The sequence below is a fragment of the Roseovarius sp. genome, from assembly GCF_030373445.1.
Classification (GTDB): domain Bacteria; phylum Pseudomonadota; class Alphaproteobacteria; order Rhodobacterales; family Rhodobacteraceae; genus Roseovarius.
Window position 1 is genome coordinate 400,709 of the sequence record NZ_JAUCYU010000001.1, and the last position, 14,458, is coordinate 415,166.

Annotated in this window: 15 protein-coding genes and 1 tRNA gene; 7 read left to right on the plus strand and 9 right to left on the minus strand. The window is 66.9% G+C overall.

All coding sequences use genetic code 11. The features are described 5' to 3' along the window. Positions 1 to 3 precede the first annotated feature (3 nt). Entirely contained in the window at positions 4 to 642 is a 639-nt protein-coding gene (hisH, locus tag QUV18_RS01765) for an imidazole glycerol phosphate synthase subunit HisH (RefSeq protein WP_300891538.1), read from the plus strand. 224 nt (positions 643 to 866) lie between these two features. On the opposite strand, the gene QUV18_RS01770 is transcribed toward hisH, so the two are convergent. From QUV18_RS01770 to petA, 3 genes are read right to left on the minus strand one after another with little or no spacing between them, the layout of a single operon-like run. Next, a complete protein-coding gene (locus QUV18_RS01770; RefSeq protein WP_300891539.1) occupies positions 867 to 1,655 on the minus strand; it encodes a cytochrome c1 in 789 nt (262 codons plus the stop codon). A gap of 17 nt (positions 1,656 to 1,672) precedes the next feature. Continuing rightward, positions 1,673 to 2,995 carry a cytochrome b gene (petB, locus tag QUV18_RS01775; RefSeq protein WP_300891540.1) on the minus strand — a complete coding sequence of 441 codons (1,323 nt, stop codon included), beginning with the start codon at positions 2,993 to 2,995 and terminating at the stop codon, positions 1,673 to 1,675. Between the two features lie 12 nt (positions 2,996 to 3,007). Further along, entirely contained in the window at positions 3,008 to 3,568 is a 561-nt protein-coding gene (gene petA, locus QUV18_RS01780) for a ubiquinol-cytochrome c reductase iron-sulfur subunit (RefSeq protein WP_300891541.1), read from the minus strand. 235 nt (positions 3,569 to 3,803) lie between these two features. On the opposite strand from petA, the gene QUV18_RS01785 reads away from it, so the two are divergent. Genes QUV18_RS01785 through QUV18_RS01795 form a run of 3 tightly spaced genes read left to right on the plus strand, consistent with a single transcriptional unit; the run spans position 3,804 to position 6,348 of the window. Next, a complete protein-coding gene (locus tag QUV18_RS01785; RefSeq protein ID WP_300891542.1) occupies positions 3,804 to 4,490 on the plus strand; it encodes an outer membrane beta-barrel protein in 687 nt (228 codons plus the stop codon). Positions 4,491 to 4,527: 37 nt separating this feature from the next. Next, positions 4,528 to 4,902, plus strand: coding sequence for a hypothetical protein (locus QUV18_RS01790; RefSeq protein ID WP_300891544.1), 375 nt, complete (start codon positions 4,528 to 4,530; stop codon positions 4,900 to 4,902). 39 nt (positions 4,903 to 4,941) lie between these two features. Continuing rightward, the gene (locus tag QUV18_RS01795; RefSeq protein WP_300891546.1) at positions 4,942 to 6,348 is read left to right on the plus strand and encodes a PepSY domain-containing protein; all 1,407 of its coding nucleotides are present in this window, start codon (positions 4,942 to 4,944) and stop codon (positions 6,346 to 6,348) included. Between the two features lie 19 nt (positions 6,349 to 6,367). Here the strand turns inward: QUV18_RS01795 and QUV18_RS01800 are convergent, their stop codons facing one another. The 4 genes from QUV18_RS01800 to dapF all read right to left on the minus strand — a co-directional run bounded on the left by QUV18_RS01800 (position 6,368) and on the right by dapF (position 9,825). Continuing rightward, entirely contained in the window at positions 6,368 to 6,970 is a 603-nt protein-coding gene (locus QUV18_RS01800) for a glutathione S-transferase (protein WP_300891548.1), read from the minus strand. Between the two features lie 64 nt (positions 6,971 to 7,034). Beyond that, complete coding sequence (locus QUV18_RS01805) at positions 7,035 to 7,655, minus strand: FMN-binding negative transcriptional regulator (RefSeq protein WP_300891550.1); 621 nt, start codon at positions 7,653 to 7,655, stop codon at positions 7,035 to 7,037. A 77-nt stretch (positions 7,656 to 7,732) separates the two neighbouring features. Next, entirely contained in the window at positions 7,733 to 8,989 is a 1,257-nt protein-coding gene (gene mtaB / locus QUV18_RS01810) for a tRNA (N(6)-L-threonylcarbamoyladenosine(37)-C(2))-methylthiotransferase MtaB (protein WP_300891552.1), read from the minus strand. Further along, entirely contained in the window at positions 8,986 to 9,825 is an 840-nt protein-coding gene (gene dapF / locus QUV18_RS01815) for a diaminopimelate epimerase (RefSeq protein ID WP_300891553.1), read from the minus strand. Before dapF ends, mtaB begins: the two co-directional genes overlap by 4 nt. 106 nt (positions 9,826 to 9,931) lie before the next feature. On the opposite strand from dapF, the gene QUV18_RS01820 reads away from it, so the two are divergent. Continuing rightward, positions 9,932 to 10,007 (plus strand) — tRNA-Lys (locus QUV18_RS01820). A gap of 204 nt (positions 10,008 to 10,211) precedes the next feature. Continuing rightward, positions 10,212 to 11,027, plus strand: a complete 816-nt coding sequence (locus tag QUV18_RS01825) for an SDR family oxidoreductase (protein WP_300891554.1) — start codon at positions 10,212 to 10,214, stop codon at positions 11,025 to 11,027. Positions 11,028 to 11,176: 149 nt separating this feature from the next. Here the strand turns inward: QUV18_RS01825 and QUV18_RS01830 are convergent, their stop codons facing one another. Continuing rightward, positions 11,177 to 11,968 (minus strand): alpha/beta hydrolase, encoded by a 792-nt coding sequence (locus tag QUV18_RS01830; RefSeq protein ID WP_300891556.1) that lies wholly within the window; start codon positions 11,966 to 11,968, stop codon positions 11,177 to 11,179. Between the two features lie 122 nt (positions 11,969 to 12,090). Then, on the minus strand, positions 12,091 to 12,774 hold the full coding sequence (locus tag QUV18_RS01835) for an acyl-homoserine-lactone synthase (RefSeq protein WP_300891557.1): 684 nt from the start codon (positions 12,772 to 12,774) through the stop codon (positions 12,091 to 12,093). A gap of 420 nt (positions 12,775 to 13,194) precedes the next feature. Between QUV18_RS01835 and QUV18_RS01840 the strand changes: the two genes are divergently transcribed. Then, positions 13,195 to 14,424: a HAMP domain-containing sensor histidine kinase gene (locus QUV18_RS01840; RefSeq protein WP_300891559.1), complete on the plus strand. Its 1,230-nt coding sequence runs from the start codon at positions 13,195 to 13,197 to the stop codon at positions 14,422 to 14,424. Positions 14,425 to 14,458 lie beyond the last annotated feature (34 nt).

Consider the following 14,458-nt stretch of genomic DNA (forward strand, 5'->3'; position numbering starts at 1 on the left):
CCCATGACCACCGTCATTGTCGATTACGAAAGCGGCAACCTGCACTCGGCCGAGAAGGCGTTCCAGCGCATGGCGACCGAGACCGGCGCAGGTGCGGTCGCCGTCACCTCCGACCCCGACACCGTGCGCCGCGCCTCCCGCGTGGTCCTGCCCGGCGATGGCGCCTTCCCGGCCTGCCAGAAGGAACTCTACGACCACCGCGGCCTGTTCGAAGCCATCGAGGAAGCCGTCATCAAGGGCGGTCGCCCCTTCATGGGCATCTGCATCGGGATGCAGATGATGGCGACGCGCGGGCTGGAATACACCGAGACCGCCGGCTTCGACTGGATCCCCGGCACCGTCGCCGCCATCGCGCCCTCGGACCCGTCGCTCAAGATCCCCCACATGGGCTGGAACGACCTCGTGATCGACCACCCCCACCCGATCTTCGAGGGCATCGACACCGGCCACCACGCCTATTTCGTCCACTCCTACCAGTTCGAGGTCACCGACCCGGCCCACCGCCTCGCCCATTGCGACTATGGCGGCGACGTCACCGCCGTCGTCGGCCGCGACAACATCGTCGGCACCCAGTTCCACCCCGAGAAAAGCCAGTCCACCGGCCTGCGCATGATCGCGAACTTCCTCCGCTGGGCCCCCTGACCGAGCTGTCGGGCCAAAAGAGACGAATGCCTCCGGCGGGAATATTTCCGGCAAGATGAAGCCGGGAGCCCGGCCCCGGCGTCTTCCCGGGCCAAATGCGCCCGGGGTCGACGTTGACCGTCGCGAAGGACGTCGGCGCCAGGCACAGCGCCCCATTCAACGCCGCCAAATGAAAACCCCCGCCGGAATGGGCGGGGGTTCTCTCGAGTCTCTGGCCTTGCGGATCAGGCGGTCTTCTTGCCCTTGATCGGCGCCCAGAGCCGCTTGTTCGTCAGGTACAGCAGCACCGACAGGACCGTCAGGAAGATCACCCCGGCCAGCCCGGCCTGCTTGCGCGCCATCATCTTGGGCTCGGCGGCCCATGTCAGGAAGGCGGCCACGTCCTCGGCCTCGTGGTGCAGCTCGTTGGAATGGTCGTCGTCGAACTCCACGTCCTCGCCGTAAAGCGGCGGCGCCATCGCGATCCAGCCGCCGGGGAAGGCCGTGTTCTCGTAAAGCGTGGTGCCCGCCTCTTCCTTGGTCTCGCCGGTATAGCCGGTCAGGATCGACACGATGTATTCCGGCCCGCCCATGCCCTTGAACAGCTGGTTCATGCCCGTCCCGTAGGGCCCGTGGAACCCGGCCCGCGCCTTGGCCATCAGGCTCAGGTCCGGCGCGTTTTCCAGGTTCGATTGGGGGAAGTGGTCAGTCGGCTTCGCGGTGCGGAAATCGTCGAGCTCGGGGTCGAAGACCTCGAAATTCGCCGTGTAGGCCCGCATCTGGTCCTCGGGCAGGTGCGGCCCGCCCTCGTCCGACAGCGTCCGGAACGGCACGTATTGCATGCCGTGGCAGGACGAGCAGACCTCGGTATAGACCTTGAGCCCGCGCTGAAGCTGGTTCTGGTCGAACGAGCCGAACGGCCCCTCGAACGAGAAGTCGACGTCATGCACGTGGCTTTCGCCCTCGGCCGCCAGCGCCCCCGAGCCCGAAAGGGCCAGGGCGGCAACTGCGGAGATCGCAATCTTTTTCAACATTGTCCCTTGTCCTCTCTTCACTCGGCCGGCGTTTCGGCTTTGCCGTAATGGGCCTTGAAATCGTCCTCGATGGTCTCGGGCTGCGCCTCTGGTTTCTCGACCACGCCAAGCAGCGGCAGGATCACGAGGAAATAGGCGAACCAGTAGGCCGACCCGATCAGCGAGATCGTCGAATAGGGCGGCTCTGCCGGCATGGCCCCGGCCCACATCAGCACGACGAAGTCGATCACCAGAAGCCAGAACCACCACTTGAACATCGGCCGGTAGCGGCCCGAGCGCACCGACGAGGTGTCGAGCCACGGCACTAGCGCCATCACCGCGATCGCACCGAACATCGCCAGCACGCCGAAGAACTTGGCGTTGACGATGCCGCCGGTGATCCAGCTTGCCAGCATCACCACCCACACGTCCGAGGTAAAGGCCCGCAGGATCGCGTAGAACGGCAGGAAGTACCATTCCGGCACGATATGCGCGGGCGTCACCAGCGCGTTGGCCTCGATATAGTTGTCGGGGTGGCCAAGGTAGTTCGGCATGAAGCCCACGATGGCGAAGAACACCACCATGATCACCGCCAGCGCGAAGACGTCCTTGATGACGAAATAGGGCCAGAACGGAACCGTGTCCTTCTCGGCCTCGGCCTTCGACCCGCGGCGCACGTCGACACCGGTGGGGTTGTTGTTGCCCGTGGTATGGAAGGCCCAGATGTGAACGGCGACCAGCGCGGCGATCACGAAGGGCAGCAGGTAGTGCAGGCTGAAGAAGCGGTTCAGCGTGGCGTTGTCCACCGCCGGTCCGCCCAGCAGCCAGGTCTGGATCGATTCGCCGATGAACGGGATCGCGCCAAAGAGGCCGGTGATCACCGTGGCGCCCCAGAACGACATCTGCCCCCAGGGCAGCACGTAGCCCATGAAGGCCGTGCCCATCATCGCCAGGTAGATCAGCATGCCGACGATCCACGTGATCTCGCGCGGGGCCTTGTACGAGCCGTAGTAGAGGCCGCGGAAGATGTGGATGTAGACGGCGAAGAAGAACAGCGAGGCGCCGTTCATGTGCAGGTAGCGGATCATGTAGCCGCCGTTCACGTTGCGCATGATGTGCTCGATCGAGGCGAAGGCCAGGTCGACATGCGGCGTGTAATGCATCACCAGGACGATGCCGGTGACGATCTGCAGCACCAGGCAGAAGGTCAGGACGATCCCCCAGATCCACATCCAGTTGAGATTCTTGGGCGTGGGGATCATCAGCGTGTCATACATCAGGCTGACGATGGGAAGCCGCTTGTGCAGCCACTTCTCGGCGCCCGATTTCGGTTCGTAGTGATCGTGCGGAATTCCGGACATGAGCGCGCTTCCTTATCCGAGTTGGATCGTGGTTTCGTCGACGAATTCCGCGATCGGAACCGGCAGGTTCTCGGGCGCGGGGCCTTTGCGGATGCGGCCGGCCGTGTCGTAGTGCGACCCGTGGCAGGGGCAGAACCAGCCGCCGAAATCGCCGGCATTGCCCAGCGGCACGCAACCGAGGTGCGTGCAGACGCCCATTTCCACCAGCCATTCGCCGGTCTCGCCGAACGAGCGGTTCTCGTCGGTCGCGGGGGCGTCGGGCGGCAGGTTGTCGTTGCGCGCCAGCCCGTCGGGCAGCGACGAGACGTCGGTCTCGCGGGCCGCGGTGATCTCTTCCTCGGTGCGGCGGCGAATGAAGACCGGCTTGCCCAGCCATTTCACCGTCAGCTGCGTCCCGGCCGAGACGCCGGAAACGTCCACCCGGATCGAGCTCAGCGCCTGGACGTCGGCAGACGGGTTCATCTGGTTCACCAGCGGCCAGACGACCGCCCCCGTCGTGACGATACCTGCGCCTGCGGTGGCATAGTAGAGGAAATCCCTACGGGTGCCTGCGTGATCTTCTTCGTGGGACACGAGGTTTACTCCATATCTCAAGCCGGAACCGGCCAAGTTCATCATCTCAATGACATGACCACGGCGCAAGAGCGCCGGGCACGTTTCCGATCCGCTGTTTAGCGGGGCTTTGGCGAGGCGTCCAGTGCACATTCGCCACGATTTGACCGGGGTGCTCATCTGTCGCGCTTGTGGCGCGGGGCGGTGGCGTGTAAGCAGAAACCGAAATCGCGCCCCGGAAAAAGAGTCCCCCTTCATGTTGCGTTACGCCAGATCCGCCCTCGCCGCCCTCGTCCTGCTGGCCAGCCCGGCCGCAGCGGAAATCGAGCTCAGCCTCTATCTCGGCTGGCAGGGCGTATCCGACAGCCGCGGCAGCGGCACCCTGCCCGGCGGCGCGGCGTTCAGCCGCAAGTTCAACTGGGACGGCAAGCCGTTCGAGGCGCCGATCTACTACGGCGGCCGCGCCATGTGGTGGAACACCAACAACATCGGCTTCGGCGTCGAGGGCACGCACACCAAGGCCTATGCCTCGGCCGGCGATCTCGCCGCGCTCGGTCTCGGCCGGTTCGAGCTGTCCGACGGGCACAACATCATCACCGCCAACGTGATGAAACGCTGGCCCGGCTTCTTCAAGGGCTCGAACTTCACGCCCTATCTGGGCGCGGGTGTCGGCCTTGCCATCCCGCATGTCGACGCGCAGGTGATCGGCGCCACCAACCGCACCTTCGATTACGAGCAGACCGGCATCGCGCTGCGCGGGATCGCGGGCATGAAATACGAGCTGAACGACCGCTGGGCGCTTTTCGGCGAGTACCAGATCACCTGGTCCGACAACGACATCACGCTCGACGCCGACCCGGCGGTGCCCGGCCAGCTTCCCGGCCGCCTCAGCACCGAGCTGACCACCCACGCCATCAACTTCGGCGTCAGCTACAGCTTCTGATCCGGGGCCCGGCCATGCACATGCAAGGGCCCAAGAAATGACAGGCGGCCGCCGGCACCGCCGGCGCCTGCGCCTTCCCGGGGCCTGTCTCGTCCTGCTTTTCGCCTTCTATGCCGGCCTCGCCCCCGGGACCATGCCCGCCTGGATGAACGGGGCGCTGACTCTGGTCCTGTGTACCGGCGGCGAAACCGTCACCGTCACGCTCGACGAGAACGGCAACCCGGTCGAGCGCACCCACCAGCGCTGCGACTGGTCGGTACAGCTCCTGGCCGCCGATACCGCCGCGCCGGCCCCCGCCCTGCCGCGCCCCGCCACGGCCCACCCGGCCGAGGCCGAGATCCGCGCCTTCGCCGCCCGCGTGGCACCCCCCTTCCTGCTGCAATCCCCGCGCGCCCCGCCGCGCCTCCTTTGATCCGAAGACACTTCCCTTCCCCTTCAGAGGACTATTCCCATGGTTTCGACCGACCTGACCGGCACGCCCGCGCGTGACCGCTCCGCCGCCGCGGCGGCCTCCCCGTTCTATCGCGCCGCCTGGCGCTGGCACTTCTACGCGGGGCTCTACATCATCCCCTTCTTCATCATGCTGGCGCTGACCGGCATGGCCATGCTCTGGATCGCCTGGATCGACGGGCGCGATGGCGAGCGCCTGCCCGTCACCCCGCAGGAGGCCCCGCTCGCCGTCTCGGTGCAGGCCGAGGCGGCGCTGACCGCCATACCCGGCAGCCACCTCGTGCAATACATCGCCCCCCGCGCCCCCGACCTCGCCGCCATCTTCCGCGTCGATCAGGGCGAGACCGCCACCATGGTCGCCCTCGCCCCCTACACCGCCGAAATACTCGCCACCTTCCCGCGCCGCAGCGGCTGGTACGACCTGATGGACAACATCCACGGCGACCTGCTGCTGGGCGTCACCGGCGACCGGATGATCGAGATCGCGGCCTCCCTCGGCATGGTGCTGATCGCCACCGGCCTCTACCTCTGGTGGCCGCGCGGCACCGGCTTTGCCCGGGCGCTCCTGCCCCGCATCGGCCGCGGCCGCGCGGGATGGCGAGCGCTGCACGGGGCCGTGGGCCTCTGGGTCTCGGTCATCCTGGTCTTCTTCCTCGTCTCGGGCCTGTCATGGTCCGGCGTCTGGGGCGAGAAGATCGTACAGGCCTGGAACCAGTTCCCGGCCGGCAAATGGGGCGTCGACGTGCCGCTTTCGGACAGCACCCATGCCAGCATGAACCACGGGCCCAAGGAAGTGCCCTGGGCGCTCGAACAGACCCCGATGCCCGCCTCTGGCAGCGACGCCGGCACCGAGGGGCTCGCCGCGCCGCTCACCGTCGATACCGTCGATGCCTTCGCCCGCCGGATCGGCTTCGACGGGCGCTACCAGATGAACGTGCCGCGGGGCGACACCGGCGTCTGGACGCTCAGCCGCGATTCGATGAACACCGACAGCACCGATCCCACGGCCGACCGCACCACCCATATCGACCGGTACACCGGCCGAATCCTCGCCGATGTGCGCTACGAGGATTACTCGCTGTTCGGCAAGGCCATGGCGGTGGGCATCGCCCTGCACATGGGCACGCTCGGTCTCTGGAGCGTCCTGGCCAACACCGCCTTCTGCCTGTCGGTGCTGTTCCTCTGCATCAGCGGCGTGATCATGTGGTGGAAACGCCGCCCGCGCGGCCAGCTTCGACTGTCGCCGCCGCCCCTTCCCGCCGACCTGCCGCTCTGGCGCGGCGCGGTGCTGACGGGGCTGGTCGTATCGCTGGCCTTCCCGCTGGCGGGGCTCACCCTGATCGCGGTGCTGCTCTTCGACCTCGTGCTGCTCTCGCGCCTGCCACGGCTGCGGGCCCGCCTCGCCTGACGGCCCTGCACCGCGCCGGTCACTCCGGCGCGGTCGCCTTCATGCTCTCGCGCGCGCTGAACACCGCGTACCAGTCATCCAGCGCCCCGGCCCCCTCGCGCCAGTTCCGGTCGGGGTGGCGGAAATCCAGGTACCCCAGCGCACAGCCGATGGCGACATGACTCATGTCCAGCGGCCCGTTCAGGTGGCTCATCCAGCGCCCGTTCACGGCCTCGACACAGCGCGCCACCTTGGCCCATTGCGCGTCGATCCAGCCATCGAATACCTTCTCGGGCGGGCGCACCCGGTGCTCGTAGACCATCAGCACCGCCGCCTCCATCATCGCGTCCGCCGTCGCCTCCAGCGTCAGCGTCTCCCACACCCGCGCCTGCGGGTAGAGCCCCGCGCCGAACCGGTCGTCGAGATAGCGGCAGATCACCCGGCTGTCATAGATCGCCGGCCCGTCCTCGCGCACCAGCGCCGGGATCTTGCCCACCGGGTTGGCGGCGGCGGCCTGCGCGTCGGTATTCATCGGCGTGGTCGAGATTTCCACCAGCTCGACCGCATCGGTCTGGCCGGTCTCGTGCAGAAGCACCCGCACCTTGCGGACGAAGGGCGAGGGCAATGCGGCGATCAGTTTCATGTTGGCGGGCCTCCCTTGAGCATTCGAGCGGCAGGCTAGGGCCGTGCCGCCGCCCTGTCCATCGCTATCCGTCCGGGGCACGCATATGGGCGGCCAGTGCCGCGGCCTCCTGCCCCGGCCCCTGCGCCTCCACCTCGCCGGCAGCCCGCAGGCGCACCTCCTCCGGCTTGTTCTGGTTCAGCTTCCACGTCCCCTGGATCTCCGCCACCGCCATGACGCAGGGCACGATCTGCCGCATCATCTTCTCCATCACCCCATCGCTCATCTTCCCGGAGGTCCATGGCCGCTTGGGCGCAAGCCTTTCCTCGTACACCGCCGACTGCCGGTCGAGCAGGTCGCGCAGGCGGTCCTGCGGCTGCAGGCTCACCTCGCCCACCAGGTGCACGGCGATGTAATTCCACGTCGGCACCTGGTCCTCGACCCCGTACCAGTCGGGCGAGACATAGGAATGCGGCCCCTGCACCGCGAGACGCGCCTGCAAGGGCGCGGCGAGCATGCGCGCGATCGGGTTTGACCGGACAAGGTGAAACTCCGCGCGCCTGCCATCCTCGGACAACAGGAAGGGGATATGGCTCACCAGCGGCGCGTCCCCGGTCCCCACGCAGAGCAGGCCGAACCCCTGCTCGCGGGCAAAACCGATATTGCGCGCCTCGGGCGTCTGACGAAAGGCCGGGTTCGGGTGCATGGGCAAGGTCCGTAGGGTGGGTGCCAACCCACCATAGCCTCCACGTCTACCGGCGCAACGGCGGGTTCACACGCGCCCTACGCCGCCGTCAGCCGTTGCCCTTCCACGCCCGTCACCGTCGCCTCGACGATGGCGCCTTCCTCCCGGTCCTCGCCGAACACCACCTCGGTGAACTGCTCGGTCCGGCCCATCCGCGCATTCTCCATCAACACCCGATGCGCCCGGCCCTGCTGTTCTTCAAGGTGCGCCGCCACGCGCGCCTCCCCCGCTGCCCGCAACCTTGCCGCCCGCGCCTTGATGTCCTTGCCGTTCACCTGCGGCATCCGCGCCGCCGGCGTGCCGGGCCTCGGGCTGTAGGGGAAGACATGCAACCAGGTCAGGTGGCACTCCTCCACCAGCTTCAGCGAGTTCTCGAAGGCCTCGGCACTCTCCGTCGGAAAGCCTGCAATAATATCGGCGCCAAACGTCATCTCCGGCCTGAGCCGCCTTGCCTCCTCGGCAAACCTTATCGCGTCGTCCCGCAAATGCCGCCGCTTCATCCGTTTCAGGATCAGGTCGTCGCCATGCTGCAACGACAGATGCAGATGCGGCATCAGCCGCGGCTCCGTCGCAATCGCCTGCATCAGGTTCTCGTCCACCTCGATCGAATCGATCGAGGAGATCCGCAACCGCGGCAGGTCCGGCACCAGCTTCAAAATCCGCATCACCAGGTCGCCCAGCTTCGGCGCCACCGGCAAATCGGCCCCCCAGCTCGTCAGGTCCACGCCGGTCAGCACGACCTCGTTGAACCCCTTGCCCACCAGCCGCTTGATCTGCTCCACCACGACGCCGGCGGGCACAGACCGCGAATTGCCCCGGCCATAGGGGATGATGCAGAAGGTGCAGCGATGATCGCACCCGTTCTGCACCTGCACGTAGGCGCGGCTCCGCGTCCCGAACCCGTCGATCAGGTGCCCGGCCGTCTCGGTCACCGACATGATGTCATCGACCTGCACGGCCTCCGTCTGCCCGATGAAATCGGCGGCCATCCCGCGCCACGTCTCGGGCTGCATCTTCTCGGTATTGCCGATGACCGCGTCGACCTCGTCCATCGCCGAAAACGTTTCCGGCTCCGTCTGCGCCGCACAGCCCGTCACGATCAGCCGCGCGCCCGGGTTCTCCCGCCGCAAGCGCCGGATCTCCTGCCGCGCCTTGCGCACCGCCTCGGCCGTCACCGCGCAGGTGTTCACCACCACCGCGTTATCGAGGCCCACCGACCCCGCCAGCTCCTTCATCGCCTCGGTCTCGTAGGCGTTCAGCCGGCAGCCCAGCGTGGAAAACACAGGCGCGCTCATGCCACGCCCCCAAGGAAATCCGCCGTGATCACCCCGTCACACACATGCGTGGTCGGCCCGGTCATCCAGACGCCGTCCTCGCGCCAGTCGATCCACAGCGTCCCGCCATCCAGGTCAACCTGCACCTTGCGCCCCGTCAGCCCCCGCCGTGCCGCCGCAACGGCCGCGGCGCAAGATGACGACCCCGACGCCAGCGTCAGCCCCGCACCCCGTTCCCACACCCGCATCCGCAGGTGATCGGGGCCGATGACACTCGCCACCTGCACATTGGTGCGCTCGGGGTACAACGGATGATGCTCATAGCGCGGCCCGAACTGCTCCAGCGGCACCGCCTCGGCGTTTTCCACGAAGAAAGTACAATGCGGGTTGCCCATGCCCGTGGCGGTCGGCCCCCCCTCGATCGGCAGTTCCAGCGTGTCCATCTCCTCGGCCAGCGGGATCTCCTGCCAGTCAAGCTGCGGCTGGCCCATGTTGACCGAGGTCAGCCCGTCGCCCGCATCGACCGCGTACAGATCCCCCCGCGCCGTCACCAGGTGCAGCCGGTCCCGCCCCGTCTCGTCCATCAGGAACCGCGCAATGCACCGCGTCGCATTGCCACACGCCGCCGACAATGACCCGTCCGCGTTCCAGAACGTCAGCCGCGCATCCGCCCCGCCCTCGCCCGTCTCGATCAACGCCAGCTGGTCGAACCCGATCCCCGTCCGCCGGTTCCCCAGCGCCACGGCCAGCCCCGCCGACACGGCAATCCCCCGCGCACGCCCGTCGAGCACGACAAAGTCGTTCCCCAACCCGTGCATCTTCATGAAGGGCAATCCGCTATGCTGATCCGTGCTCATGCGCCGGCATATAACGGCCCGCCCGCAACGAATCCAGCGGGCGCGTGAAATTCCCCAAATTATGGGTTGACCGCCCCCCCGCCACTTTCTAGATAGGCCGCCTAGTGGGCCGTTAGCTCAGTTGGTAGAGCAACTGACTTTTAATCAGTGGGTCGCAGGTTCGAATCCTGCACGGCTCACCACTGTTACCGACGCTTCAAGGCGTCTGCCGATCCCCCGTATCGCCACAACCGCGTCCAGGCCGGTCCGACTCGCCAGGCGACGGCGCCGGCAGGCCGCGTGACCTCGCCCCGCGGTTTTCTGTCTCCGAATCGCGCTTTCTCCCGTAGGACCCTCCCGAGCTTGCCGAGACCCGGCGGCCCGGATACGCCGACAGGAGGACCCCCATGCACCTGCAAGACAAGACCGTCATCGTCACCGGCGGGGCAAGCGGCATCGGCGCGGCGATGGCCCGGCGCTTCGCGGCCGAGGGTGCGCGCGTCGTCGTGGCCGATCTCGAGGGTGACGCCGCCCGCACCGTGGCCGCGACCTTCGGCGGCCTCGGCCTTGCCTGCGATGTCACGAGGGAGGCCGACATCCAGGACCTCGTCCGCGACACCGAAGCCGCATTCGGCCCGGTCGACCTGTTCTGTTCCAATGCCGGGCTGGCCCTGGGCGAGCCCACCCATGCCGCCTCGGCCAGCAACGCCGACTGGACCCGCGCCTGGGAGGTGCATGTCATGGCCCATGTCTATGCCGCCCGCGCGCTGCTCCCCGGCATGATCGACCGCGGCACGGGCTACCTGCTGCAGATGGCCTCCGCCGCGGGCCTGCTGAACCAGATCGGCGACGCCGCCTATTCCGCCACCAAGCACGCCGCTGTCAGCTTCGCCGAATCCCTCGCCATCACCCATGGCCGCGACGGCATCCGGGTCTCGGTCATCTGCCCGCAATACGTGGCGACGCCCCTGCTCGGCTACGAGGATGCGGAAGCCGCCGCCGATCAGCCGGGCCTGCTCTCGCCCGCCGCCGTGGCCGACGCCGTCGTCGAGGGCATCGCCAGGGAAAGCTTCCTGATCCTGCCCCATCCCGAGGTCGCCCGCTTCGTCGCCTTCAAATCCGCCGACCACGACAAGTGGCTCGAGGCGATGCGAAGCCTGCGCGGCCGGGTGCTGGACGAGCTCGGCACGACCGCGCTGGGAAAGATGCACACCCTCCTCTGACCGGCCCGCACCCGCGACAATCTGCCTGCCTTTTCAACACCTTGCCGGCCGGACGAGAATCACGGGCCTGCTTCGGCGCACGCCTTTGCCGCAGATCGGCACGGCCGCCGCATCGAGGACGAAGACCGGGCTTTCCCTGGCGTCCGGGCTCAGCCCCGCCGCGCCCGCTCCAGGAAGGCCTGCAACATCCGCCCGAACGCCTCCGGCCGCTCCAGCAGGCCGAGATGCTTCACCTCCGGCACGATCTCCAGAACCGACCCTGCGATCTCCCCCTGCATCGCACGCGCCATGCCCGGCGTGCTGCCGGTGTCGTTCTCCGACGTGGCGATCAGCGTCGGGCAGGTGATCGGCGGCTCCGGCGCGATCAGCTCCGTCACCCCCCGCGCCAGCACCGCCCGCGCCCCGGCATAGCTCTGCGGGTCGCAGGACAGCACCTGCGCCCGAACGGCCTCGACCACCTCGCCATGCGTCTCGCGGAATCCCTCGGTGAACCACCGCGCCAGCGCCGCGTCGATCGTCGCGCCCGGGCCACCCTGCGCGCTCTGGCCGGCGAAGGCCTCCATCTGCGCCTGCGCCTCCGGCGTCCGCTCATGCGGCGAATTCAGGATGGCCAGCGCCCGAACCCGCTCCGGCGCCGTCATCGCCAGCTTCCGGTTGATCATCCCGCCCAGCGAAAACCCGATCACCGTCGCGCTCTCGATCCTGGCGTGATCCATCAGCCCGCGAAGCTGCACCGCGTAGCGCTCCAGCGTCATTTCCTCCAGCGCCGGCCCGCTCTGCCCGTGGCCCGGCAGGTCGTATGACAGCACCCGGTGCTCCGCCGCCAGCAGGGGCAGGTATCCCGACCAGATCGCCCGGCTCAGCCCCAGCCCGTGGATCAGGACCACCGGCGCGCCATCCTCTGGCCCGTCAAGGTCGAACGCTATGCCACCATGTTCCATGTCGTCCCCGCCCCTTCACGCTCCCGCCGGCTCGCCTGCCTTACAACCCGGCCCGGCACCTGTCAAAAGGCCCGCCGTCACAAGACGGCGGGCCCTTGTTCGAACCTGGAAGACAAACGGGGCTACCCCTCGTTGGTCAGCCCCTCGACCAGCGCGCGCACGTTCATCATCGCGGCCTGCGTGCGGTCCCCGTCGATCTCCATCCGCGGGCCGATGGGCAGGGCGCTCATCCCGATCCGCGCCATCCAGCGCTGGAAGACCGCCGGCACGATGCCGATCACCTGCGTCGCCCCCACCTCGACGGCCGACCGCGCCATCGACAGAAGCAGCGTCTTCTGCAACAGCGACCGCCGGCTCGCCGGCTGCCCGTCCGACACGAAAAGCCGGGCGGCCTCCCATATCTTGTCCGACACCGGGGCGCGGTAATGCAGCACCGTCGCGGGAATATCCTTCAACAGCCCCCGCTGGGCATCCCGCAGCATGTAGCTGTAGATCCCGCACTGCGCCGTCGACGGCGTCAGCCTGATGCCCGCCAGCACCTCGCCGAACTCGTGCACCACGATCCAGCGGCTCAGCGGCGTGTCGTACTGGTCGAACTCCATACCCTCGGTCGAGGGCAGGTCCCACCCCTTGCCATCGATGAACACCCGCTTCCGGGCCTTCAGGAACTCGGCATACAACTCGCCATGCTGGTGGAAATTGCTCACCGACAGGGTCGTCGCCCGAAGCGTCGGCGGCTTGGCAAAATTGGCCCGCCCCGCCTGTTCCGAGACAGGGGGCGGTTCGGCATCGCTGTGCCATACCATTTGCCGGCCGCCAGCCGGCTCAAGCTCAGGGAAAACGCGTTTCGCGCGTCCCTGCAAATTGGTTACAGATTGATAGCCCACCTTATTACTGCCTCAGAGCTGCGAGATTTTCTTATTTTCGCCTACTTTAGGCCGTGAAGCCCGGATATTACCCTCCTGAAACCACACTCCCCGTCGATACAGCCAAAGTTGTGCCATTATTGCCCGTTAACGCTTTGGTTGCAACTGATTTGGCTAGGAAAAATGACCCCAGGACTTGAAGCGATACGATCCTCCATTGCAGGACCGGCGGACATCGTTTCCCTGAAGCGGCGCTTGCGGGATTATTCAGCCGTCGGCCGTCAGCTTTTTCTTCAGCGAATCATAATCTACAGTGCCGCGATTTTGCTAGCCGGGTATTATTACGACGCTTCGACAGCGTTGTTTTTCTACGCCATGGTCTGGCTTGGCGAGGCGTTCGATGGTCACGTGTTCAACCAGGTCCTGCGCTGGCGCGACCGCGACTGGGCCAAGGCCCGGCATTTCGTGCGGATGATCAATGTCGGCACGCTGTTCAGCGCCACGGTCATTGCCTTCTTCTCGATCTCGCTCGCCGCCCAGCAGGGGCATTCGATGCACTTCCTGGCGCTCTTCATGCTGTTCTCGGCATCGATCTTCGCCTGCATCAACAACCACCAGATCCTGTCGGCGCTGATGATACGGTTGTCGGTCTACTTCGTCGCGCTGCTCTACATCCCGATCCGCGACCTCGTGGCCGTCAAGCCCGAGCTGACCTCGCCGCTCTGGCTCCAGTTCTTCACCGTGCTCTTCGTGCTGTCCTTCATCATCGAATGCAGCCGGAACTTCCTCGTCGGCTACGTCAAGAACCTGCGCTACATCAACGCGCTGGTCGCCGAGCATGAAAAGACCAAGGCCGCCTACAACGCCAAGCAGGAATTCCTCGCCACCGTCAGCCACGAGCTGCGCACGCCGCTGACCGCCATCAAGGGCTCGCTCCAGCTGATCAACTCGGGCGCGCTCGGCACCGTGCCGCCGAAGATGCAGCACCTCTTCAACATGGCCAGCAGCAACAGCGAAAGCCTCGCCAACCTCGTCAACGACCTGCTCGACCTGCAGCGCGCCGAGACCGGCAAGCTCGAGCTTCACGTCGAACCGATCGAGCTCGGCGCCGTGGCCGCCGCCACGGTCGACCGCACCCGGCCCTATGCGGCACGCTTCGACGTGACCCTGCACATGGAGCCGCCCAAGCGCGAATACTGGGTCAACGCCGACCGCCATCGCCTCGAACAGGTGCTGGTCAACATGCTCTCCAACGCCGCCAAGTTCTCCGAAACCGGTGGCCGGGTCGAGATCAGCCTCTACGCCCATGACGACCAGATCAGCCTTGCCGTGAAGGATTACGGCATCGGCATCCCCAAGGACGCCTCCGACAAGGTCTTCGAACAGTTCAGCCAGGTGAACTCTTCCGACATCCGGCGCCATGGCGGCACCGGGCTCGGCATGAACATCTCGCGCCACATCATGCAGGCCCATGGCGGCCAGATCGACTTCGAAAGCGTCGAGGGCGTCGGCTCGACCTTCTACGTCACCCTCGCCGAGGACAAGACGATCCGGCCCCAGCCCATCCCCGACATGCGCAAATCCGCCTGACACGGGCATTGCATCGGCCCCCGGCATGCGCTCA

Coding starts and splice junctions, on each gene's coding strand:
- QUV18_RS01770 (WP_300891539.1), bottom strand. CDS start 1,655: ATGTTGAAAAAGATTGCGATCTCCGCAGTTGCCGCCCTGGCCCTTTCG.
- QUV18_RS01800 (WP_300891548.1), bottom strand. CDS start 6,970: ATGAAACTGATCGCCGCATTGCCCTCGCCCTTCGTCCGCAAGGTGCGG.
- QUV18_RS01795 (WP_300891546.1), top strand. CDS start 4,942: ATGGTTTCGACCGACCTGACCGGCACGCCCGCGCGTGACCGCTCCGCC.
- QUV18_RS01785 (WP_300891542.1), top strand. CDS start 3,804: ATGTTGCGTTACGCCAGATCCGCCCTCGCCGCCCTCGTCCTGCTGGCC.
- QUV18_RS01835 (WP_300891557.1), bottom strand. CDS start 12,774: ATGGTATGGCACAGCGATGCCGAACCGCCCCCTGTCTCGGAACAGGCG.
- dapF (WP_300891553.1), bottom strand. CDS start 9,825: ATGAGCACGGATCAGCATAGCGGATTGCCCTTCATGAAGATGCACGGG.
- hisH (WP_300891538.1), top strand. CDS start 4: ATGACCACCGTCATTGTCGATTACGAAAGCGGCAACCTGCACTCGGCC.
- QUV18_RS01805 (WP_300891550.1), bottom strand. CDS start 7,655: ATGCACCCGAACCCGGCCTTTCGTCAGACGCCCGAGGCGCGCAATATC.
- QUV18_RS01825 (WP_300891554.1), top strand. CDS start 10,212: ATGCACCTGCAAGACAAGACCGTCATCGTCACCGGCGGGGCAAGCGGC.
- mtaB (WP_300891552.1), bottom strand. CDS start 8,989: ATGAGCGCGCCTGTGTTTTCCACGCTGGGCTGCCGGCTGAACGCCTAC.
- QUV18_RS01830 (WP_300891556.1), bottom strand. CDS start 11,968: ATGGAACATGGTGGCATAGCGTTCGACCTTGACGGGCCAGAGGATGGC.
- QUV18_RS01790 (WP_300891544.1), top strand. CDS start 4,528: ATGACAGGCGGCCGCCGGCACCGCCGGCGCCTGCGCCTTCCCGGGGCC.
- petB (WP_300891540.1), bottom strand. CDS start 2,995: ATGTCCGGAATTCCGCACGATCACTACGAACCGAAATCGGGCGCCGAG.